The organism is Exiguobacterium acetylicum DSM 20416, assembly GCF_000702605.1.
In the GTDB taxonomy this organism is placed as follows: Bacteria; Bacillota; Bacilli; order Exiguobacteriales; family Exiguobacteriaceae; genus Exiguobacterium_A; species Exiguobacterium_A acetylicum.
On sequence record NZ_JNIR01000001.1, the window covers coordinates 1,948,677 to 1,968,938 of the forward strand.

20 protein-coding genes are annotated in these 20,262 nt (G+C 48.0%); 6 read left to right on the plus strand and 14 right to left on the minus strand.

What is annotated here, in order from left to right; translation table 11 throughout:
* Window positions 1-48 precede the first annotated feature (48 nt).
* From P401_RS0110410 to P401_RS0110445, 8 genes are all read right to left on the minus strand, one after another.
* Entirely contained in the window at window positions 49-804 is a 756-nt protein-coding gene (locus tag P401_RS0110410; protein WP_051656293.1) for an alpha/beta hydrolase family protein, read from the minus strand.
* Complete coding sequence (gene ytkD / locus P401_RS0110415; protein WP_034786081.1) at window positions 776-1,249, minus strand: RNA deprotection pyrophosphohydrolase; 474 nt, start codon at window positions 1,247-1,249, stop codon at window positions 776-778. The genes P401_RS0110410 and ytkD overlap by 29 nt, the downstream gene beginning before the upstream one ends.
* Before the next feature lie 172 nt (window positions 1,250-1,421).
* Entirely contained in the window at window positions 1,422-2,771 is a 1,350-nt protein-coding gene (locus P401_RS0110420; RefSeq protein WP_029342394.1) for a glucose-6-phosphate isomerase, read from the minus strand.
* 113 nt (window positions 2,772-2,884) lie between these two features.
* A complete protein-coding gene (locus P401_RS0110425) occupies window positions 2,885-4,051 on the minus strand; it encodes an iron-containing alcohol dehydrogenase (RefSeq protein ID WP_029342395.1) in 1,167 nt (388 codons plus the stop codon).
* Between the two features lie 136 nt (window positions 4,052-4,187).
* The gene (gene yugI, locus P401_RS0110430; RefSeq protein ID WP_012371159.1) at window positions 4,188-4,580 is read right to left on the minus strand and encodes a S1 domain-containing post-transcriptional regulator GSP13; all 393 of its coding nucleotides are present in this window, start codon (window positions 4,578-4,580) and stop codon (window positions 4,188-4,190) included.
* A gap of 417 nt (window positions 4,581-4,997) precedes the next feature.
* Window positions 4,998-6,041 carry a ribonucleotide-diphosphate reductase subunit beta gene (locus P401_RS0110435; protein ID WP_029342396.1) on the minus strand — a complete coding sequence of 348 codons (1,044 nt, stop codon included), beginning with the start codon at window positions 6,039-6,041 and terminating at the stop codon, window positions 4,998-5,000.
* Window positions 6,010-6,498 (minus strand): flavodoxin domain-containing protein, encoded by a 489-nt coding sequence (locus P401_RS0110440; RefSeq protein WP_023469116.1) that lies wholly within the window; start codon window positions 6,496-6,498, stop codon window positions 6,010-6,012. The genes P401_RS0110435 and P401_RS0110440 overlap by 32 nt, the downstream gene beginning before the upstream one ends.
* Before the next feature lie 18 nt (window positions 6,499-6,516).
* Window positions 6,517-8,784: a ribonucleoside-diphosphate reductase subunit alpha gene (locus P401_RS0110445; RefSeq protein ID WP_029342397.1), complete on the minus strand. Its 2,268-nt coding sequence runs from the start codon at window positions 8,782-8,784 to the stop codon at window positions 6,517-6,519.
* Between the two features lie 456 nt (window positions 8,785-9,240).
* Here P401_RS0110445 and P401_RS0110450 point away from each other — a divergent pair, with 456 nt between their 5' ends.
* The 4 genes from P401_RS0110450 to P401_RS0110465 are packed head-to-tail and all read left to right on the plus strand — an operon-like array spanning window position 9,241 to window position 12,020.
* Complete coding sequence (locus P401_RS0110450; protein WP_023469118.1) at window positions 9,241-9,480, plus strand: NifU N-terminal domain-containing protein; 240 nt, start codon at window positions 9,241-9,243, stop codon at window positions 9,478-9,480.
* 56 nt (window positions 9,481-9,536) lie between these two features.
* Window positions 9,537-10,331 carry a glycosyltransferase family 2 protein gene (locus tag P401_RS0110455; RefSeq protein ID WP_029342398.1) on the plus strand — a complete coding sequence of 265 codons (795 nt, stop codon included), beginning with the start codon at window positions 9,537-9,539 and terminating at the stop codon, window positions 10,329-10,331.
* Between the two features lie 4 nt (window positions 10,332-10,335).
* Window positions 10,336-10,833 carry an Lrp/AsnC family transcriptional regulator gene (locus P401_RS0110460; RefSeq protein WP_029342399.1) on the plus strand — a complete coding sequence of 166 codons (498 nt, stop codon included), beginning with the start codon at window positions 10,336-10,338 and terminating at the stop codon, window positions 10,831-10,833.
* The gene (locus P401_RS0110465; protein WP_034786083.1) at window positions 10,830-12,020 is read left to right on the plus strand and encodes an aminotransferase; all 1,191 of its coding nucleotides are present in this window, start codon (window positions 10,830-10,832) and stop codon (window positions 12,018-12,020) included. Before P401_RS0110460 ends, P401_RS0110465 begins: the two co-directional genes overlap by 4 nt.
* Window positions 12,021-12,061: 41 nt before the next feature.
* Here P401_RS0110465 and P401_RS0110470 read toward each other — a convergent pair whose 3' ends face one another.
* A complete protein-coding gene (locus tag P401_RS0110470) occupies window positions 12,062-12,949 on the minus strand; it encodes a MazG nucleotide pyrophosphohydrolase domain-containing protein (RefSeq protein WP_236627112.1) in 888 nt (295 codons plus the stop codon).
* The gene (locus tag P401_RS0110475) at window positions 12,915-13,100 is read right to left on the minus strand and encodes a hypothetical protein (RefSeq protein ID WP_029342402.1); all 186 of its coding nucleotides are present in this window, start codon (window positions 13,098-13,100) and stop codon (window positions 12,915-12,917) included. Before P401_RS0110475 ends, P401_RS0110470 begins: the two co-directional genes overlap by 35 nt.
* Window positions 13,101-13,193: 93 nt before the next feature.
* Between P401_RS0110475 and ytvI the strand changes: the two genes are divergently transcribed.
* On the plus strand, window positions 13,194-14,318 hold the full coding sequence (gene ytvI, locus P401_RS0110480) for a sporulation integral membrane protein YtvI (RefSeq protein ID WP_029342403.1): 1,125 nt from the start codon (window positions 13,194-13,196) through the stop codon (window positions 14,316-14,318).
* Here the strand turns inward: ytvI and P401_RS0110485 are convergent.
* Genes P401_RS0110485 through P401_RS0110495 form a run of 3 tightly spaced genes read right to left on the minus strand, consistent with a single transcriptional unit; the run spans window position 14,298 to window position 16,526 of the window.
* Entirely contained in the window at window positions 14,298-14,966 is a 669-nt protein-coding gene (locus P401_RS0110485; RefSeq protein ID WP_029342404.1) for a DUF429 domain-containing protein, read from the minus strand. The genes ytvI and P401_RS0110485 overlap by 21 nt on opposite strands.
* Window positions 14,947-15,117, minus strand: coding sequence for a hypothetical protein (locus P401_RS18590; protein WP_156772519.1), 171 nt, complete (start codon window positions 15,115-15,117; stop codon window positions 14,947-14,949). Before P401_RS18590 ends, P401_RS0110485 begins: the two co-directional genes overlap by 20 nt.
* On the minus strand, window positions 15,114-16,526 hold the full coding sequence (locus P401_RS0110495) for a leucyl aminopeptidase (RefSeq protein ID WP_029342405.1): 1,413 nt from the start codon (window positions 16,524-16,526) through the stop codon (window positions 15,114-15,116). The genes P401_RS18590 and P401_RS0110495 overlap by 4 nt, the downstream gene beginning before the upstream one ends.
* A gap of 353 nt (window positions 16,527-16,879) precedes the next feature.
* On the opposite strand from P401_RS0110495, the gene ptsP reads away from it, so the two are divergent.
* Complete coding sequence (gene ptsP, locus P401_RS0110500) at window positions 16,880-18,604, plus strand: phosphoenolpyruvate--protein phosphotransferase (RefSeq protein ID WP_029342406.1); 1,725 nt, start codon at window positions 16,880-16,882, stop codon at window positions 18,602-18,604.
* Between the two features lie 108 nt (window positions 18,605-18,712).
* Here ptsP and P401_RS0110505 read toward each other — a convergent pair whose 3' ends face one another.
* Entirely contained in the window at window positions 18,713-20,230 is a 1,518-nt protein-coding gene (locus tag P401_RS0110505) for an MDR family MFS transporter (protein WP_029342407.1), read from the minus strand.
* Window positions 20,231-20,262 lie beyond the last annotated feature (32 nt).

Genomic DNA, 20,262 nt, shown 5'->3' on the forward strand with positions numbered 1-20,262 from the left:
TTCTTTAGATGACAAAAAACCGATACGACATTCGTCGTACCGGTTACATCATCGATTATAGATACCAGTCTCAAACCAATTCAATACATTCCACGTCACACGTAACTTTTCGTGAATCGGAAATTGATGCGCGTAGGCGTAAGTCTGAAGCATCGTCTTTTCGGAATGACGCGCAGCATAAGCCGTCGCGTGGCGTAAACGAACGTTTTCATCATACGCACCGTGAATCAATAACACTTCACCTTGAGGTGCGACATGAAGCGGAGAGCGAACCGCGTATGCATCAGGAACCGTGTCGGGTGTACCTCCCGTGTAGCGACGAAGCATCTTTTGCATCGTCTTCTGCTCTTCATAGGTCCATTTCAACTCGGTCACCCCTGCCCACGACACCGTTCGGGCAACTGGACGATGATGCGCAAGGAGCAATGCCATCTGCCCACCACGTGAAAATCCGAATGCGTGAACATGCGAGACACGTTGCTGCAACCAGTCAAAGGCACTGCAGGCGTCTTCGATGTCGTGATGACCGAAGTCTTCTTTGCCCGTACCGCCTAAATTCCCCCGATAGAAAGGTGCCATGACAAAAAAGCCGGCCTGTGCGAACGCGAGCAGTCGTGTCGGTCGGACCATTCCGATCGAACGCGTTCCACCACGCAAATAGAGAATTCCCTGACCATTTGCGACTTGCGGGAGTACGATATAGGCACCGACCCGTTCCCCATCCCCTGTGGTATAGAACATCCGAAACGTACGAAACGGACCTTGACGCGGAAGTTCAAACCAATCGGCGTTCGCTAAGTACACGGAGCGTCTCCGGAAGGACACGGTCCTTCATCATGAAGCTGTATTGTCGATTCGTATCGAGACGATCAGGGAGTTCCTCGAATAGAAAAGCACCATCTGTTTCATCCACGGCAAGATGAGACGACAATGATCCGATTTGCGCGAAATAGATGTTTTTGATGATCGTATCACCTTTTCCGGCAACACGATATTGTCCAACATATTTTAGGGAATCGATTTTCCCACCCGTCTCTTCCATCACTTCACGACGGGCGGCTTCTTCTGCTGTCTCACCTGGTTCAACCTTTCCCCCAGGAAATTCATACCCACGCTGCTTATGATGGGTCAGCAACCATTTTCCTTCGTACACGGCAATGACCCACACGTGCAAGGGACGATCCGAGAACGGATGGTCATCAAAACTTAATTCCACTTGATTTTGATAATAATCCAAGAATGTAATCACGTACGTGCACCTCATTTCTTCTTCTAACTTCACTTTACCTGTTTCACGGGTATTCTAAAAGTGAAAACGCTAGGATTACCTGTAAATCTGGAAAATGATCTCCTACTATCATCCGGTAAACGCAAAAAAACAGCCGATGTTCCACAAGGGAACGATCGACTGTCGTTTCACATTAGTTCAAACGTGCTTCGAGTTCTGCTTTTTCTGCTTCGAATCCTGGTTTCCCAAGAAGCGCGAACATGTTTTTCTTGTACGCTTCGACGCCTGGCTGATCAAATGGGTTCACTCCGAGGAGGTAACCACTCATCGCACAAGCTTTTTCGAAGAAGTAGAACAGGAATCCGAGGTGATACGGTGTCATCTCTGGAAGTTCGACCGTCAAGTTCGGTACTTGTCCATCCGTGTGCGCAAGCAACGTACCTTCTGCCGCCTTATCGTTGACGAATTGAATCGACTTGCCTGCAAGGAAGTTCAATCCATCGAGATCCTGAGCATCTTCTTCAACCGTCAACGCATGACGCGCTTGACCGACTTTGATGACTGTCTCGAACAGGTCACGACGACCTTCTTGGACATATTGTCCCATCGAGTGGAGATCCGTCGAGAAGTCGACTGCTGCTGGGAAGATCCCTTTGAAGTCTTTTCCTTCTGACTCGCCGTACAATTGTTTCCACCACTCCGATACATAATGAAGTGCTGGTTCGTAGTTGACGAGAAGCTCGATCGTCTTCCCTTTCGCATAAAGCGCATTTCGGACGACCGCGTATTGATACGCTTCGTTGTCAGCTAGGTTTTCGCTCGCATAGCACTCTTGCGCGTCACGGGCACCTTGCATCAACTCTTCGATTGAAATACCAGCTGCTGCGATTGGTAATAGACCAACCGGTGTCAAAACAGAGAAACGGCCGCCGACATCATCCGGAATGACGAAAGTTTCGTATCCTTCAGAGTCTGCGAGTGTTTTTAATGCACCGCGTGCTTTATCCGTCGTTGCATAAATCCGGTGTTTCGCTTCTGCTTTACCGTATTTTTCTTCCATGAACGATTTCAAGAGACGGAACGAAATTGCTGGTTCTGTCGTTGTACCCGATTTTGAGATGATGTTGACCGATACATCTTTTCCTTCGAGGACTTCGAATAAATCGTGCAGATACGTCGATGAGATATTATGACCTGCATAGATGATTTGTGGTGCTTTGCGATCTTCTTTTGATAACAAGTTATGGAATGAGTGTCCGAGCATCTCAATTGCAGCACGCGCACCGAGATACGAACCGCCGATTCCGACGACTAACAACACATCAGAATCCGACTTGATTTTTTCTGCAGACGCTTGGATGCGTGCAAACTCCGCTTGATCGTAGTTCGTCGGAAGATCTACCCATCCTAAGAAATCACTTCCTGCGCCTGTTCCTTCATGAATCGCATGGTGAAGCGTCTTTACCGTCTCCGCCATATGATCTACTTCATGTTGACCTACAAATTGTAGGGCCTTCGAATAATCAAAACGTACTGTTGACATGCCATCGTCCTCCTTATTCATTCGCAACGAAATGCGACCTTCCTTTTCATTAAAACGCAAGAAGGAAGGTCGTTCAAGTCTTTTGTGAAATGAGTAGCAAATGTTACAGATTGTTATAGGGCAGCTGTCACGATTTGACGAACATCTTCGTTTCCAAGTGATTTGAAGTTTCCGAAGTCGCCGCGTGTCATCGCTGACTTGACGATTGAATCAACTGTATCTTCTTTGATGTCGTAATCAGCAAGACGGTTTGGCGCACCGAGTGATGTCCAGAAAGCGCTGATCGCGTCAATTGTCGCGTGTGCTGCTTCCATCTCTGATTTACCTTCCGTATCAACGTTAAAGACGTTCTCACCGAGTGTCACGAAGCGATGTGCATTTGATTCGTCAAGCACGTGGCGCATCCAGTTCGGGAAGAGGATTGCGAGTCCACCTGCGTGCGGGATATCGTGAACAGCTGAGACAGCGTGCTCGATGTTGTGTGATGCCCAGTCGCCGCGTGCTCCCATTTGAAGAACACCGTTAAGTGCCATCGTACCAGCGAAGAGAATCGTGCCACGAAGTTCAACGTTCTCGAGATCGTTGACGAGTTTTGGTGCTGCTTCGACGACTGCTTTCATGACACCTTCTGTCATCCGTTCTTGGACCGGTGCATGCGCAGGGTGGAAGTATTGCTCGAGGCAGTGGCTCATCATATCGACGATACCGTAGATCGTTTGATCTTTTGGCACACTGACTGTGTACTTCGGATCAAGAATTGAGAAAGTCGGGAACGTAAGCGGGCTGCCCCAACCGTATTTCTCTTGTGTCTTCCAGTTCGTGATGACCGATCCTGAGTTCATCTCAGAACCTGTTGCTGCAAGCGTCAAGACTGTTCCGAATGGGATGACTGTTTCTGGTGTTGCTTTACCGATGACGAGATCCCACGCTTCGCCTTCATAAGGAATACCAGCAGCAATCAATTTCGTGCAGTCGATGACAGAACCGCCACCGAGTGCAAGCAATGCGTCAACGCCTGCTTCCCGTGCGATTTTGATACCGCGCTCTGCTGTCTCGATACGCGGGTTCGGTTCGACACCGTCGCATTCGACGTACTCGATTCCTGCCGCGTTGAGTTCACGTGTAACATCATCATAAACGCCGTTACGTTTGATACTACCGCCACCAAAGACGAGCATGACTTTCTTTGCACCGAGTGCTTCGAGTTGTGGTTTCAGTTGGCTGACTTGACCGTCACCAAAAATAAGTCTTGTTGGATTGCGATATTCAAAGTTTTCCATCTGTGTTGCCTCCTCAATAAGTAATGAACACCTTACATTATCCACACATTCCCCTTTCGCATCTAATTTAATGCTTATTCTATGTAAAAACCGCATAAAAAAAGAGAACCGACCGATGTCGATTCTCTCATGTGGCTTATTTTTGGAAGTTTGATTTTTCAATCCATTCTTCCAATTTACCTTTAAGAACGTTGAATCCAGGTGCTTCTTCTTGTTTGAAAGCAGGACCTGCATCGCGACGTCCAGCGTTTTTGCGTGGACCTTTCGCGCGTGCTTCACGTTTTGGAGCTTCCTGAGTTGCTTTGATCGAAAGCTTCATTTTTTTGTTAGCTTCGTCGATGTCGAGAACTTTAACAGTTACTTCATCGCCAACTTTTACGTAATCGTTGATGTCTTTTACGTAATCGTGTGAGATTTCTGAGATGTGGACGAGACCTTGTGTTTGCTCGTCAAGTGCTACGAAAGCACCGAAGTTTTGAATACCAGTTACTTTACCAGTAACGACTTGGTCTTTTTCAAAGTTTGCCATAATGTATACACTCCCTAACTAAATTCATCAACTTATAATAACACACTTTTCTTGTATCATAAAAAATATTTTTGGAATTTGTTTATTTTTTATTTCACAAGGGAATATTTTAGTAGCAAGACTTCAAGTATTCCCCCTGATTCTGCCGAACTTTCCGAGTTCGGCCCTTTTTTTGTTCTTTTACTCAATTGACCTAAAAAACAGATACCGAAAAGTGATGTGAACGACTTTCAAAACGCTCTAATAAAAACGGACAGTCTCGGTCTGCTCGCTTTCCGCGGACAAGCCCTCATGCCGCTTCAGATGCGTCACATCTTCCAGGGTCATGACGACTTGTTTTTCCGCAGGAGTCGAGCAGAACCTCACCTGTCCTAGCGTAAAGGAAATATAGAGTAGAAGCAATCATCAATTGATTACTTACAGATCGTCGAATCCATTCGCATCCGTTACTTTCGCATACGAACGTGATTTTTGTTCGAAGAAGTCTGATTTCGTCGCGTTCATCGAATCATCTGAATACGCACGAATCCATGGCATGACGTCTTCGTCGTGCCCTTCATAAAGATCCGATAATCCGATGACGCGAAGGCGTTTGTTCGCGAGATATTTAACGTAGTCACGCATTTCGCTGACGTCAAGTCCATCTAAATCACGCAAGACATATTCGCTCCACTCGATTTCAAGATCAACGGCACGCTTGAACGTATCATAGACGAATTGTGTGAATGAGCCATCGGCATCAATTTCCGGATGCTCTGACAAGACAGCACGTAACAATTGGCTGATGAAGTACGAGTGTTGTAATTCATCCCGTTGAATGTAGCTGATCATCGTCGATGTTCCGACCATCTTTTGGTGACGCGCTAAGTTATAGAAGAAGGCAAAGCCTGAATAGAAGTTGATTCCTTCAAGAACGATCGAAGCAACAAGCGATTTCGCGAAGTTTTCTGGAGTCCGTTCATTTTGGAAATCTTCGTATAAATCAAGAATGAATGCATTACGCTTCATGACCATGTCATCGTCTTTCGCGATATCGAAAATCCGGTTTTGTTCAGCCAATGGAACTAAGCTGGATAAGACGTAGCTGTACGACTGATTATGAACGACTTCCTGTTGCGCGATGATAGCGAGAATCGCATGAACAGACGAATCTGATGTGAACATTGCCGATTCCAAGATATAACGTGTCTGAACCGAGTCAAGGATCGAGAGTAGCCCGATGATTCGTTTAAAGGCATCCTGTTCTCGTTCGCTCAGTTGATTCCACTGTTGCATGTCCTTCGACATTGAGATCTCATCTGGAATCCAGAAGTTCGATAATAATTGTTTGTAGATCGAATAAAACTGTGGATACGCAATGTCGTTCCAGTTGACGATGGCACTCGTTTCGCCACCGATGATCGCTGTCGCGCGATTCGGATGACGTGCATCAAGCAGTTTGATTTTTTGTAGCTGTTCCATGTGCTTCGACTCCTTCTTGCTGTAATTGAAGAATGGTCCGTTTCGTCCATTCCTTGACGAGATGCGGGCGATTGCGTGGTGACTGTTCGATTTTCAACAGTTCTCCAGCAAGCGGTACCCCGAATTTTGAGAGATGATATGCCATCTCATCAACGGCGCGACAATATTTGACGAACATTTTGTCCCCTGTTCCAAAAACAGCTGCCTGCGGAATCGCATGCGAACTCTCCTTCAGAACGGTTCTAAGACAGTCGCGCATATCGTCGGGCAGTTGCCCATCTCCCCACGTATACGAACCAAAATAGACGATATCATAAGGCATTAACTGATACGTCGTCACTTCGTCCGCAAACAACATCGTCGGCTCGATTCCCATCTCAGAACACGTCTTCGCGACGAGTTCTGCCACCTCCTCTGTGTTTCCACTCAATGACGCATATACGATTGCTGCCTTCATGATATCGTCCTCCTTATCTTATGATGAACACGATTCACATTCGTCGATCTCAACCGTTGTCGAACGCGTGTAGTAGATCGTCTTCATCCCGAGTTGCCACGCTTCCATGTGCATCTCGAGTAACTCTTTCGCCTTGACGTTGTTTTTCACATACAGATTGAAACTGATCGCTTGGTCGATGTGACGCTGACGTGAAGCATTTTGACGAACGCTCCATAACTGATCAATCTCAAACGCTGATTTATAGAACCAATTCGTTTCCGGTGTTAAATCCGGAACAGTGACTGGGATCTTATAGTTTTTCTTCTCTTCCGAGTAGACTTTTTTGTAGATTGGATCAATCGATGCCGTACTACCCGCAATGATCGCCGTCGATGAGTTCGGTGCGACCGCCATCAAGTATGCGTTATGCATTCCGTACGCCGTGATGTCGGCTTGGAGACGATCCCAATCAAGTTCATCCGTCGTTTTGTAGTGGCGACGTTTGATGTACTCTCCTGTTTGCCATTCTGAACCTTCGAAGAGACGGTACGCGCCCTTCTCTTTCGCAAGTTGCATCGACGCATCGATCGTCAAGTAAGCGATCTTCTCGTAGAGACGGTCTGCGTATTGTACCGCTTCGACCGATTCCCAACGGATGCCCTCGAGTGCGAGCAGATGGTGCCAACCGAACGTGCCAAGACCAACGGCACGGTATTTTTGATTCGTCAATTGTGCTTGCGGAACATCGATCGTATTCAAGTCGATGACGTTATCAAGCATCCGCATTTGAATCGGAATTAATCGCTCTAGGACGTCAGAACGAACTGCACGTGCAAGTGCGATCGATGACAAGTTACAGACGACGAAGTCCCCTGGTGTCTTCGTGACGATGATTTTACCATCTTCCGTGTATTCTTCTGTCACGGTCGTCGGGCTCATGTTCTGCATGATTTCTGAGCAAAGGTTTGACGAGTAGATCATCCCTGCATGTTTATTCGGGTTCGCACGGTTAACCGCGTCACGGAAGAACATGTATGGCGTTCCTGTCTCAAGTTGCGAACGCATGTAGCGTTTGACGAGATCGATCGCCGGGACTGTTTTTTTGCTGAGGCGTGGTTCGTTGACACACGCTTCGTATCGTTCCGTGAAGCTGCCACCTTGCTCCGTCTCATCGAAGTAATCTTCGAGGCTGAAGCCCATGACCGTCCGAATTTCATGTGGGTCAAACAAATGCCAGTCTTCTCGTGCTTCGACGGCACGCATGAAACGGTCCGGTAAGTTAACACCTGTGAATAAGTCATGTGTCCGAAGTCGCTCATCCCCATTGTTGAGCTTCGCGTCCAGGAACTCGAGAATGTCTTTATGCCAGATGTCGAGATACACAGCGATTGATCCTTGACGCATACCGAGCTGATCGACGCTGACTGCCGTGTTGTTCAACTGTTTCATCCACGGAATGACACCGCTTGAGACACCTTTAAAGCCTTTGATATCTGATCCGCGCGAGCGAATCTTACCCATGTAGACGCCGATTCCGCCGCCACCTTTAGAAAGTGTCGCCACGTCCGTGTTCGAGTCGTAGATACCACGTAGCGAATCATCGACTGTATCGATGAAACATGAAGAAAGTTGACCGTAAGACTTACCAGCGTTCGAAAGCGTCGGAGTCGCAACTGTCATGTAGAGGTTCGACAATGCCCAGTAAGATTCTTTGACGAGTTCTAAACGACGTTCCTTCGGTTCGTTCTGCATCAGTGTCATCGCGATGACCATGAACCGTTCTTGTGGTAGCTCGTACAAGTTTTTGACGTGATCGCGTGCGAGGTACCGGTCTGCCAGAGTTCGAAGACCAATGTATGTGAACAAGTGATCGCGGGATGGATCAATCGTTGCCGACAGTTCGTTGATGTCTTCCTTCGAATACGCATCTAGTAAATGTTTCGTGAAGATGCCGATTTCTGTCAGTTTTTCAATCAGCGTATACAGTGAACCATATCGTTCTTCCGCTGCATATCCGCGATTTTCACCTGCTTCAAGGTATAACCGATTTAAGTAAGTCGCTGTCGCTACGAATGTCCAGTTCGGCTCTTCTGCCTTCAACATATCGAGTGCGTGCATCGTTAACAGTTCATAGACTTGATCGGCTTGTAGGGATTTTCCTTCAAGCGCTCGGATGGCACGTTCAGTATAGCGGTCGATATCAAGTTCCGGATACGTTTCCGTCGCCTGTCGGATCACGACATATACGTCTTCTATTGTCATTGCACCCTTAAAGATGCGTGCTGTATTCAGTGGAGATGCCACTATGAACCACTCCCATTCTCTATCGTTAAACAGGTTCGCATTACACGATGAAATACGCTAAACTAAAAAAAGACGTCCTACATATAGAAAGGACTCTACAAGTATCACTCTATATATAGACGTTTTAGCCGTTTTTAAACCTGTTAATGTACAAGATATAGGTTATCACTGAAATTCAAAAAAATAACCCCTTGCTTTGAAATTCAGGTCAAACAATTTGAAAAAGGCATCATGACGCCTTTTGAGATATATTGAGATAGCGAGTAAAATGCATTATAAGGTCAAGTGAACCGTTAAAATAAAGATGGTCCATTTCTCCTACTAGAAGAAAAATATTCTCTTCGAATTTTCTGATATACTGAACGTATCGATCTTCCGTCTATCAGGAAGAAGGATTCAATCCATCTATCACGAAAAGACGGCATATACGTATGTACGTTGAAAGGAGCTTACCTCATGCAAGTCGATTACACACCAAATCCGAATTCCGTCAAAATCACGCTCGAAGAACAGCGCTTCGGTGCTAAAAGTACGAGTGTCAAAAAAGAAGATACACCTGAAGATGCGTTGCTCGCATCATTGATCGCCCTCGATGGCATCGACAATCTGTTCGCTTACGGCGACTTCGTGACGGTTACGAAAGAACCAGAAGCAGAATGGAACGAACTGCTACCACGTATTGAAGCAAACATGTAAAAAACAAGAAGACACCTGTTCCTGGACAGGTGTCTTTGTTCAAGGAGCGATCACTGATGCCAACCGTATCCATCATCATTCCGACGTACAATCGTCCTCGTGAATTAGCAGAAGCGCTAGAAGCGTTGACACGTCAACATTATCAAGACTTCGAAGTCATCGTCTTAAACAATAATGGAGACGATGTCTCAGCAGTGACGACTGCATATCAGGACCGTCTTCAACTGACCTATGTCGAGTTACCTGAAAACCATCATGTTCGTGCTCGAAATCATGGTGTCACGCTCGCTTCCGGTCGGTATATCTTACTTCATGATGACGATGACATCTTATTACCGAGTCACCTCGAAGAAGCGGTCGGCGATCTCGAAGCTGGTGCCGATCTCACCTATACAGACGCGGAACTCTTTACGTACCGCTGGGAAGAGGATCACCGGATTGCAATCGATTCTGAGCCATTCGCGTATCCGTACGATTCAGAGACGATTCGAGAAGACTCGACGTATATTCCGTCCGGGTCACTCTACCGTAAATCGCTCCACGATCAACTCGGTCCGTTTGACGAGGACGTCTTCAACTACTGGGACTGGGACTGGATCTTACGCGTCGGCAAGGATCATTTAATACTGCACCCGGCGCGCGCGACCGTCCTATATGCTTTCAATCCGTCGGGTAATCATGAATCCGCACGTCAGGATGCGGCGCGACGCGTCTTTTTTGAACGCCTCGTTGAAAAACACCAACTTCCGACAACTGAAATGAAGAACTTTCATATCGTCCAGGCTGAGCGACGCGCACGATTGCGCCAGACCCGCCGTACCTTCAATGGTCAATTGACAGAAAGTGAGTGATCCCATGTACACCGAAAAACAACTCGAATTATTAGCATTATTAACACAAAATGGTCCGATGGACGTGGACTTGCTTGCGCAAATGCTCGACTGGGAAGCGGCAGAAGTAGCAGCTTCCATAGAGACATTCAAACGCGACGGTGTCCTACTTGGTTACACCGCTGTCATCGACTGGCAAAAGATTCATGCCCACCATGGTGTGACAGCTTTCATCGATGTCAAAGTCACACCGAAACGCGGACGCGGTTTTGACGAGGTAGCGGAGCGGATTCATCGTTTCCCGGAAGTGACGTCCCTTTATCTGATGTCGGGCGCATATGACTTACAAGTCGTACTTGATGGCAAATCGCTACAAGAAGTCTCTCAATTCGTCTCGGAAAAATTATCGACGCTCGACTCCGTCATCTCGACGACGACTCATTTCCGCTTGAAGACCTACAAGCACGATGGTGTTCTCTTCAGTCAGGATGATGACGACAAACGATTGAAGGTGTCTCCATGAAGTCTCTATCTGAACGTGTCGAACAGCTAGCCCCATCCGGCATCCGTCGTTTCTTTGATTTAGCAGGATCGATGGAGGACGTCATCTCCCTTGGTGTCGGCGAACCTGATTTCGTCACGCCATGGAATGTTCGCGAAGCGAGCTTCGCAGCACTCGAGCAAGGCTATACAGCGTATAGTGCGAACGCCGGTTTACTCGAGTTACGTCAGGAAATCGCACTCTATATGCAAGAAAAGTTCGCCATCTCCTATTCGACGACGGAAGAAATCATCGTCACGACCGGAGCTTCAGAAGGACTCGACCTTGCGTTTCGTAGTTTGATCAATCCAGGAGATGAAGTCATCGTCGTTGAACCGGCGTTCGTCTCGTATGCCCCTTTAATTGAACTCGCTGGAGGCATTCCTGTCGCCGCTGCGTGTCATGCAGAAGATGGTTTTGCGATTCAACCGGAAACGATCGAGCAATTGCTAACGGACAAGACGAAAGCGATCATTTTCTGTTTCCCATCGAATCCGACGGGCTCGACGATGACACGCGATCAACTCGCCGATCTTGCACTACTCGTTCAAAAACATGATCTATACGTCATCAGTGACGAGATTTATGCCGAACTATCCTACGAAACGGAAGCAATCTGCTTTGCGACCCTTCCCGGAATGCGGGAGCGGACGATCATCATCAACGGTTTCTCGAAAGCCTTCGCGATGACAGGCTGGCGGCTCGGCTTCACTTGTGCACCACCTTCAATCACGCAATCGATGCTGAAGGTGCATCAATACGGGATGATGTGTGCCCCGACACTCGTTCAATTCGCGGGCATTGAAGCACTCCGTTCACGTCATAAGACGGTTCCTGACATGGTGACGAGTTATCGGCAACGCCGGAACTATTTCGTCAAGGCGTTAAACGATGCGGGTCTTCCGACACACTTACCCGGCGGTGCCTTCTATGCCTTCCCGTACATCGGTCATACTGGACTAACGAGTGAAGAGTTCGCGGAGCAATTGTTACTCGCTGAACGTGTCGCCGTCGTTCCAGGATCCGTCTTCGGAGCAAGTGGTGAGGGATATGTCCGAGCAAGTTACGCGAGTTCGATCGAACAACTCCAAGAAGCGATCGCACGGATTCAGCGCTTCATGAAAAAATGGCAGACTCAAGATGAGGCAACATCGTCTCATTCACATTAAAAAATGATCCGCCTTGCTCCGAAAAGCAGGCGGATCATTTTTTAATCGATATAGAGAACAAGGAACATCCGATGGTCGTCTTCCGCATGATACGGTGAGATTGGACCAAGTTGTGGTGCAAAGACTTCCAACCGATACGGTGAATTCTTGAAGTCAAGCGGTGTCCGCTCTTTGATCAAGCGTCCCATTTCGTCCGCTAGTTCTTTCACTTCAACTAAACTGCGCGAGCGTTCCATCGGTGCCTCGAAGACGAATGCCTCGATTCCTTCAGTCGGCGCACATCGGATGAAACGTCGGAGTGACGGTAATGCTGCTTCCATGTTGTCCTCTATCGTTTGGTTCTCCTCGTACACAGGGGCTCCCCAGAGGCGCACCTCACTTCCTGTCGCACTCCGGAAATGATCAATCGTCTCCTCCGTGATGGGATCACGCGTCAACGCGAAGCGTGTTTTATCCCGCTTCAGATTCTTCTCATTCGTCCGGTCGATTTCTGTCAGTAAATCAAGTTGAAGCGGTCGTGCTAGACGAAACAGTTCGCGTTGCAGACGTGCTAAGGAATGACCGATTGGAACAATCGTATCTTTCGCTTTCGGTGGCTTATCGCCTTCATATCCGTTCATGACACGTGCAACTTGCCCTGCCTCATGTACAAGTCGATAAAATGAACCGTCCTGATCGTCGTTTTCCGTACCGAGTGTCTCATGCTGTTTTGCAAGATTCGTCACGTATTGATTCGCAAGACAGGTTGAGATCATCAAGACGTCGACAAGTTCCGAACGCAGGACTTCTACATCATTTTGTTCTAGTGCTTCACCGACTTCTCCGACTTCCTCCGTCAGGCGTGCGAGACCAGATAACGGTCGAAAATAACCGCCGAGTGAGCGAATCGTCGCATCAACCTTTTGTTGCAGTGTCTTCATCTGTTCCATCTGTCTGACCCTCCACGGTTGCTTGGCGTACGCGCATTTCTGTCTCCTGTTTAACGTGTTGCGCAAACGCCTGATTTTTCTTCCATTCCCGGATTCCGACAGATGTCGCAGCAATCAATGCAGCAATTAGTCCGATTTCTCTTTTACGCATCGAGATCTCCTCCTTTTGAATGACTCGTAATCTACCTAAACATGATATGATGATATCAATAAATTATACATAATCCAGTAAGAGGTGTTGCTTGTGTCGACTGAACGTCTTTGGCAAATGGCCCGGTTCCTGACGGTGATCTTCGCCTTCTTAATTGGTGGATGGTTACTCATCCGCCTCTCGTCCATCTTGTATCCATTCGTCTTTGCGTTTCTACTTGCCCTTTTCAGCCGACCGCTCGTTGATTTCTTCCAAAAGCGGTTACGGATCAATCGCGGATGGGGTGCGTTGTTATCGATCATTTTGATCAGTGGCTTATTGGTTGGTTCGCTCGCCTTGATCATCATGCAGTTAATACGTGGTCTTGTGTTCGTCGCGAATCAATTACCGGCGCAAATCCAAGAATTGAGCCTGTATTTTCAAAAGCTGTACAACGAAAAACTGGCACCCATCTGGAACGATGCTTCTGAAGCCTTACGCTCACTGGAACCATCGCAACAAAATACGGTTCAAAACAGTATCCAATCGCTCGGTAGTTCACTTGCGAGTGCGATTGGCGAAGGATCAAAAAGTATCGCCATGATGTTGCAGACGATCCTTGCGACATTACCATCGATTGCATTGATTTTCGTCATCGTCTTACTTGCCTGGTTTTTCATCGCAAAAGATTGGCACCGGTACGAGATGCGATTGAAACGTTATGAGATGCTTCCCTGGTTCGCTCGTTTCGAGTCGGTCTTCCTGAGCTTACGGTCCGCCTTATTCGGCTATCTCAAAGCACAGCTCACCTTGATCACAATCACGTTCTTCATCGTCTTGATCGGTTTGTTCATCATTGGTGTCGAGCATCCGTTTGCAATTGCTTTTATTGCTGCCTTTTTTGATATTTTACCGTATCTCGGTACCGGTTCCGTCTTCCTGCCTTGGATCACCTACTCGATCATCACGGGCGATACGACACTTGCGATCGGACTCGGTATTCTCTACGCTCTCGTCATTCTTCAACGCAACATTATGGAACCGAAGATCGTCGGTGACAATATCGGGATTCAACCGATCACGGCATTGATCGCGCTGTTCGTCGGGATCAAATTCTTCGGTGTCTTCGGACTGATTCTCGGACCATTGATCGCTGTCATCTTAAAAGCACTCTACAACGCCCAGATTTTCCATTATATCTGGGACTTCGTCAAAGGATCACCCACACCATTTCGGTGAGGGTGATTTTTTTGGTACAGCCGCATGTAACGGATATCCTTCCGTATCCACTGGTCGACTCGCCGGCAAGTAATCACATGGAAAACGGGCACCTGTCGCAAGCAGACAAGCGTCGAGCCAATCATCGATCGCAACATGCGGCTGACGCTGTTCCCAAAGCGGAGGGCAATCAAAACGCTCGAGCAATTCAATCCGTTCCGCGACGCCTTCCATCGTCTTCTTTGAAAAGCGTGCCGGATGACCGGCGAGTCGCGCGAAACAGACTTCCGGATGTGCTTCGATCATCTCCGTTCGATATACGCTGCGGACTTCTCGGATTTTCGGTAATAGGTACCAGGCTTGTTTCGAAAGCCCGATCCCCGCATGTTGTTTGGCTAAATCATTTGCTTCCATATAGGTAGAAGCTGTCAGCGCACTAAGGAACGGTGCATTAAAGACACTGCTCGTCCGCCCAGGTCGTAGTTCCTGTCGCAATAACTGATCCGTTTCGCGTCGTCCTTCCGTTAAACCAATCGGCATGTCGATCCAAATCCGGTCAGCTCTAGGAATATTTGCAAGCGTCGGTTCGACCGATCCCGTGTAACGACCGTTTTCGTACACAACGACGACCCACCCCGCCTTTGCTGCATCAATCCCGATGACGTGCATTCGTCTTCTCCCGGAAAGAACGCAGTAGTGATAAGACGGTGAAGATGCCGATGAACGTCGCGAGACCGAGCGATAAGCGGTCGCGCGCATCCAAGTACCAGACGACGGCAAGAATCGTCAACAAGACACCGAGTAAATTCCAACGTCTCATTTTTCTTGCTCGACGAACCGGTACAGACTACGGACCATAACGCCCGTTGCTCCTTTAGGACCGATCTCGGACGCTTGATTCTGTTCCGACGTTCCTGCGATATCGAGATGTAACCATGGTGTATCACCGACGAATTCACCGACGAACGCACCACCGAAGATCATGTGTCCCATGCGTCCCGGTGAGTTGTTCAAGTCTGCGACTTCCGAACGGCGGACTTGTTTAATGAAGGCATCGACATACGGCATTTGCCAAATCATCTCATTCGTCTCTTTCGTCACCTGTTCAAACCGTTCGTAAAGTGACGCATCATTCGTCAACGCACCCGTGATCTCTGTTCCAAGCGCAACAAGGACACCACCTGTCAAAGTCGCAAGATCAATGATCGCTTTTGGCTGATACTCTTTGACGTACGTGACCGCATCTGCGAGGACAAGCCGTCCTTCCGCATCCGTGTTCAAGACCTCAATCGTTTTTCCTGCCATCGATGTGATGACGTCGTCCGGCTTGAAGGCATCCCCGGAAATCATGTTGTCTGTTGCTGGAATGACACCGATGACGTGAACATCTGGCTTCAGCTGACCGAGTGCTTCGAACAGACCGAGAACCGCTGCTGCTCCCCCCATGTCGCCTTTCATTCCGACGATTCCGTCTTTCGGTTTGATGGAATAACCACCTGTATCGAATGTGACGCCTTTTCCGACGACCGCGATTGGTGCTTCTGCTGAACCTTTATATTCAAGGACGATCAATTTCGGTGGAATGACGGATCCTTGGTTGACCGCAAGCAAGGCGCCCATCCCGAGTGCTTCCATCTCTTCCTTATCGATGATCCGGAGATCATGCCCATGACGCTCCGCGATGAAACGGGCTTCGTCCGCAAGTGCTGGCGCTGTCAAGAGATTCCCTGGCATCGTTACGAGACGACGCGCTAAGTTCGTCGCTTCAGCCAAGACTGTCCCGCGGCGTACTGCTTCTTCCTCTTCAGGTAAGACCGTCAGTTGTAACGTATATGCTTTAGAAGGCGACGTCTTATAATGCTTGACCTCATATGTAGCGAGGGTAAATGTCTCGGCAATCAGTTCGACCGGTTGTCCTGGGAATGTCGTCGCATCAACTGTGACATGTTCTAAGCGACGTGCTTTAACATGTTGTGCTGCTTTTCCGAGTAAGCGACGCAAATCATCTTGCGAAAGCTGATCGACTTTCCCGAGGCCGACGAACAAGACACGTGCCACGTCTCCCGATAATGTCGGCAACAGTCGGAGTTCTCCGCGTTTCGTTGAGATATCACCTTGACGGACCCACTCTTCTAATTTGTCACCATACAGTGCCTGTAACCGTTCATCGAGCGGTTGATTTCCTGAAATCCCGACAACGAGTACATCTACGGATTGATTCGTTTGCATATAAAACTCCCCCTTTGACTAGTATCTATTAGTATGAAGTGTTTTCAGTCATTTTCCAACTGATAGCCTCTCGACCGACCGCAAACGCTTTCAATACTTCTGTTCGACAATTTGTCGAAATGCTTGGTTTCAAACAATTGTTGCCCGTTTCACAATATGATAGGATTAAACGGGTGAAATGTTGAGACACTTCAAGAAACGATGCGTTTGCTGTTCCGAGAAATGTCTACGTTTTCATTCAAGGGAGAGTGCGCAGAAGGCTCGTTAAGAGAGAGGCGTTTATGGGTATCTATAGATAGCTAAGAAACGAAGTCATCGCGTTAAAAAAACTTACTGAAAAGAGGGTAATGCACATGGCACAACATATCAAGGGAATTGGCGCTTCTGCAGGGATCGCGATTGCAAAGGCATTCGTGATGGAAACACCGGTCTTTGAGATTCCATCGCACAAAATCGAGGATGCAGCTGCGGAAAAAGAACGTTTCCAAGCAGCGATCGCAAAATCGAAGACGGAACTCGAAGTCATTCGTGAAAATACCTTACAAGAATTAGGTCCAGATAAAGCGGAGATCTTCTCGGCTCACCTTCTCATCTTAGAAGATCCGGAAATCGTCAGTCAGGTGAACGCAAAAATCGAGGATGAGCAAGCAAATGCTGCAAAAGCACTCGATGAAGTCGCAAACATGATGGTCATGATTTTCGAATCAATGGATAACGAATACATGCGCGAACGTGCAGCAGACGTTCGTGATGTCACGAAACGGACGATGGCTCACCTTCTCGGTATCACGTTCGTCACTCCAGCTCAAATCAACGAAGAAGTCATCATCATCGCAGAAGACTTGACTCCTTCAGATACAGCTCAATTGAACCGTAAATATGCTAAAGGTTTCGCAACGAACATTGGTGGCCGGACATCGCACTCTGCCATCATGTCACGTTCACTCGAAATCCCAGCAGTCGTCGGAACAAAAGTTGTTTTAACGGACGTTAAACACGGCGACCTTCTCATCCTTGATGGTGCTGAAGGTGACGTCATCGTCAACCCAAGCGAAGAGCAAGTAGCTGAGTATGAAGCAAAACGCGCAGCATACATCGCACAAAAAGAAGAGTGGAAAAAACTCAAGAACAAAAAAACAATGACGGCTGACGGTCATCACGTCGAGCTCGCTGCAAACATCGGTACACCAAACGATGTCAAAGGCGTTCTTGAGAACGGTGCAGAAGCAGTCGGTCTCTACCGTACGGAATTCCTCTACATGGATGCAGAGACATTCCCAACGGAAGACGAGCAGTTCACAGCTTACAAAACAGTTCTCGAATCAATGGGCGATAAAAAAGTCGTCATCCGGACACTCGATATCGGTGGCGATAAAGAATTGTCGTACCTTGATCTCCCACACGAGATGAACCCGTTCCTCGGTTACCGTGCGATCCGTCTCTGTCTCGATCAAACAGACTTGTTCCGTACGCAATTACGCGCACTTCTTCGTGCGAGCGCATACGGTAAACTTGCTGTCATGTTCCCGATGATCGCAACGATCGAAGAGTTCCGTGCTGCAAAAGCACTTCTCCTTGAAGAAAAAGCAAACCTCCAAGCTGAAGGCGTCACTGTATCGGAAGACATCGAAGTCGGTATGATGGTCGAAATCCCAGCAACAGCGGTCATGGCTCGTCAGTTCGCAAAAGAAGTCGATTTCTTCTCAGTCGGAACGAACGATTTGATTCAATACACGATGGCAGCAGACCGGATGAACGAAAAAGTATCATACCTGTACCAACCGTTCAACCCAGCGATCTTGAACCTTTTGAACAACGTCATCACTGAAGCACACAAAGCAGGCAAATGGGTCGGCATGTGTGGTGAGATGGCAGGAGAAGAATTGGCACTCCCGATCCTTCTTGGTCTTGGTCTTGATGAGTTCTCGATGTCAGCATCATCTGTCCTTCGCGCACGCAGCTTGATGACACGCCTCAACAAATCAGAGTGTGAAGCAATCGTCGAGCAAGTACTCGATATGGATACGGCAGAAGAAGTCGTTGACTTCCTCAGCACGACATTCGACATCAAAAAATAAGTTTTGTCAGACGAATCTGGAGTAATCCAGGTTCGTCTTTTTTTGTCCTGTTAAACAAAAAAACAACGCCTCTTTCTAATAAGAAAGAAGACGTTGTTAAAACGGTGGTTATTGAGCTTGTTTCTTCTTCGCTGGCGTTGCTTGTTCCGATAAAATCGGACGCTCGTTCCCCATCAAGAAGATAAAGATGACACCAAGCACTGCTGGAATCAGTGCCCAGAAATAGACGGTTGAGATCGATTCTGCAAGCGACGTCTTGATTGCTGTCGCGACTTCTGGTGGCATCTTCGCAAACGCATCAGCCGTTGGGAACTGTCCACCCGACGGCACTCCGCCTTGAGGTAACCGATCGGAGACAGCCGATGTGAACGTCCGCGATTGGATGATTCCGAGGACTGTGACACCAAGCGTCATCCCGATTGTCCGGAATGTCGAGCCCATCGAGGTCGCTGCGCCACGACGTTGCATCTCGATGCCATTGATACTCGCTAGATTCAACAGAGAGAAACTGAATCCAACACCGAAGCCGAGAATGATCATATAAATCGTTACCGCTGTCCGCGATGTCTCAAGCGTCATCGTACTGAGGAGATAGACACCGAGTAAGAAAAAGACAGCCGAGACGATCATGATGTTGCGGAAACCGAACTTATTCGGCAATTGCCCGCCGAGCTGTGCCGAGACGACTGATGCAATCAGCATCGGCATCAGGATTAGACCAGAATTCGTCGCACTGCCACCAAAGACACCTTGCACGAAGATTGGAATGAATACACTGGCCGAGATAAAGACGAATCCGTAAAAGAACGCCACGCCTTGTGTTGCCGCAAATAAGCGACGGCGGAATAGACTGAACGTAATAACGGGATCCGCGGCCCGGCGTTCTGCGAACGCAAAAGCAACGAACGCGACAAGTGCTGCTCCGAACAGACCAAGAATTTGTGGCGAAGACCACGCATACTCTTTTCCACCCATTTCGAGCGCGAGTAAGAATAATACCAATCCGGCGACAAGCGTAAAGGCACCGACGTAGTCGATTTTCTGTGTCCGGTGCACCGGTGATTCCTGATAGAAGACCGTTACGAGACCAAGTGCAATCAAGCCGAGTGGGATATTGATATAGAATACCCAGCGCCAGTCGAGGGAATCCGTCAATACGGCACCAAGCAACGGTCCGAAGATACTAGAGATTCCGAAGACCGCACCGAACAAGCCACTGACCTTCCCCCGTTTTTCCGGTGGGAAGATATCAAAGATGATCGTAAAAGCAATCGGCATCAACGCCCCTCCACCGAGCCCTTGCAAGGCACGATACGCAGACAATTCAATGATAGAATCCGCCATCCCACACAAGATACTCCCTACCATGAAGAGAAGCATCCCAAAGAGGAAGAAGCGTTTTCTTCCATACATATCACTCAGTTTACCGAAGATCGGCATTCCGGCAACGGTTGCAATCATGTAAGCAGATGTGACCCATGCGTACTGATCAAAACCATTCAGTTCGCTGACGATCGTTGGCATCGCTGTCGCAACGATCGTGTTATCCATTGCTGCGACTAAAATCCCAATCAATAATCCGATGACGACAGGTGTCGTATTCGTTTTTGTTGTAGTCGAAGACATCGACTCACCTCATTTCTAAAAAAATTAGCTAA

What these genes read in the sequence shown, in the direction of transcription:
- P401_RS18590 (WP_156772519.1), bottom strand. Translation starts at nt 15,117, where the DNA reads ATGAGACGTTGGAATTTACTCGGTGTCTTGTTGACGATTCTTGCCGTC.
- P401_RS0110495 (WP_029342405.1), bottom strand. Translation starts at nt 16,526, where the DNA reads ATGCAAACGAATCAATCCGTAGATGTACTCGTTGTCGGGATTTCAGGA.
- P401_RS0110440 (WP_023469116.1), bottom strand. Translation starts at nt 6,498, where the DNA reads ATGAAGGCAGCAATCGTATATGCGTCATTGAGTGGAAACACAGAGGAG.
- P401_RS0110455 (WP_029342398.1), top strand. Translation starts at nt 9,537, where the DNA reads ATGCCAACCGTATCCATCATCATTCCGACGTACAATCGTCCTCGTGAA.
- P401_RS0110485 (WP_029342404.1), bottom strand. Translation starts at nt 14,966, where the DNA reads ATGCACGTCATCGGGATTGATGCAGCAAAGGCGGGGTGGGTCGTCGTT.
- ptsP (WP_029342406.1), top strand. Translation starts at nt 16,880, where the DNA reads ATGGCACAACATATCAAGGGAATTGGCGCTTCTGCAGGGATCGCGATT.
- yugI (WP_012371159.1), bottom strand. Translation starts at nt 4,580, where the DNA reads ATGGCAAACTTTGAAAAAGACCAAGTCGTTACTGGTAAAGTAACTGGT.
- P401_RS0110460 (WP_029342399.1), top strand. Translation starts at nt 10,336, where the DNA reads ATGTACACCGAAAAACAACTCGAATTATTAGCATTATTAACACAAAAT.
- P401_RS0110475 (WP_029342402.1), bottom strand. Translation starts at nt 13,100, where the DNA reads ATGCGTAAAAGAGAAATCGGACTAATTGCTGCATTGATTGCTGCGACA.
- P401_RS0110420 (WP_029342394.1), bottom strand. Translation starts at nt 2,771, where the DNA reads ATGTCAACAGTACGTTTTGATTATTCGAAGGCCCTACAATTTGTAGGT.
- P401_RS0110470 (WP_236627112.1), bottom strand. Translation starts at nt 12,949, where the DNA reads ATGGAACAGATGAAGACACTGCAACAAAAGGTTGATGCGACGATTCGC.
- P401_RS0110505 (WP_029342407.1), bottom strand. Translation starts at nt 20,230, where the DNA reads ATGTCTTCGACTACAACAAAAACGAATACGACACCTGTCGTCATCGGA.
- P401_RS0110435 (WP_029342396.1), bottom strand. Translation starts at nt 6,041, where the DNA reads ATGGAACAGCTACAAAAAATCAAACTGCTTGATGCACGTCATCCGAAT.
- P401_RS0110465 (WP_034786083.1), top strand. Translation starts at nt 10,830, where the DNA reads ATGAAGTCTCTATCTGAACGTGTCGAACAGCTAGCCCCATCCGGCATC.
- P401_RS0110450 (WP_023469118.1), top strand. Translation starts at nt 9,241, where the DNA reads ATGCAAGTCGATTACACACCAAATCCGAATTCCGTCAAAATCACGCTC.
- P401_RS0110425 (WP_029342395.1), bottom strand. Translation starts at nt 4,051, where the DNA reads ATGGAAAACTTTGAATATCGCAATCCAACAAGACTTATTTTTGGTGAC.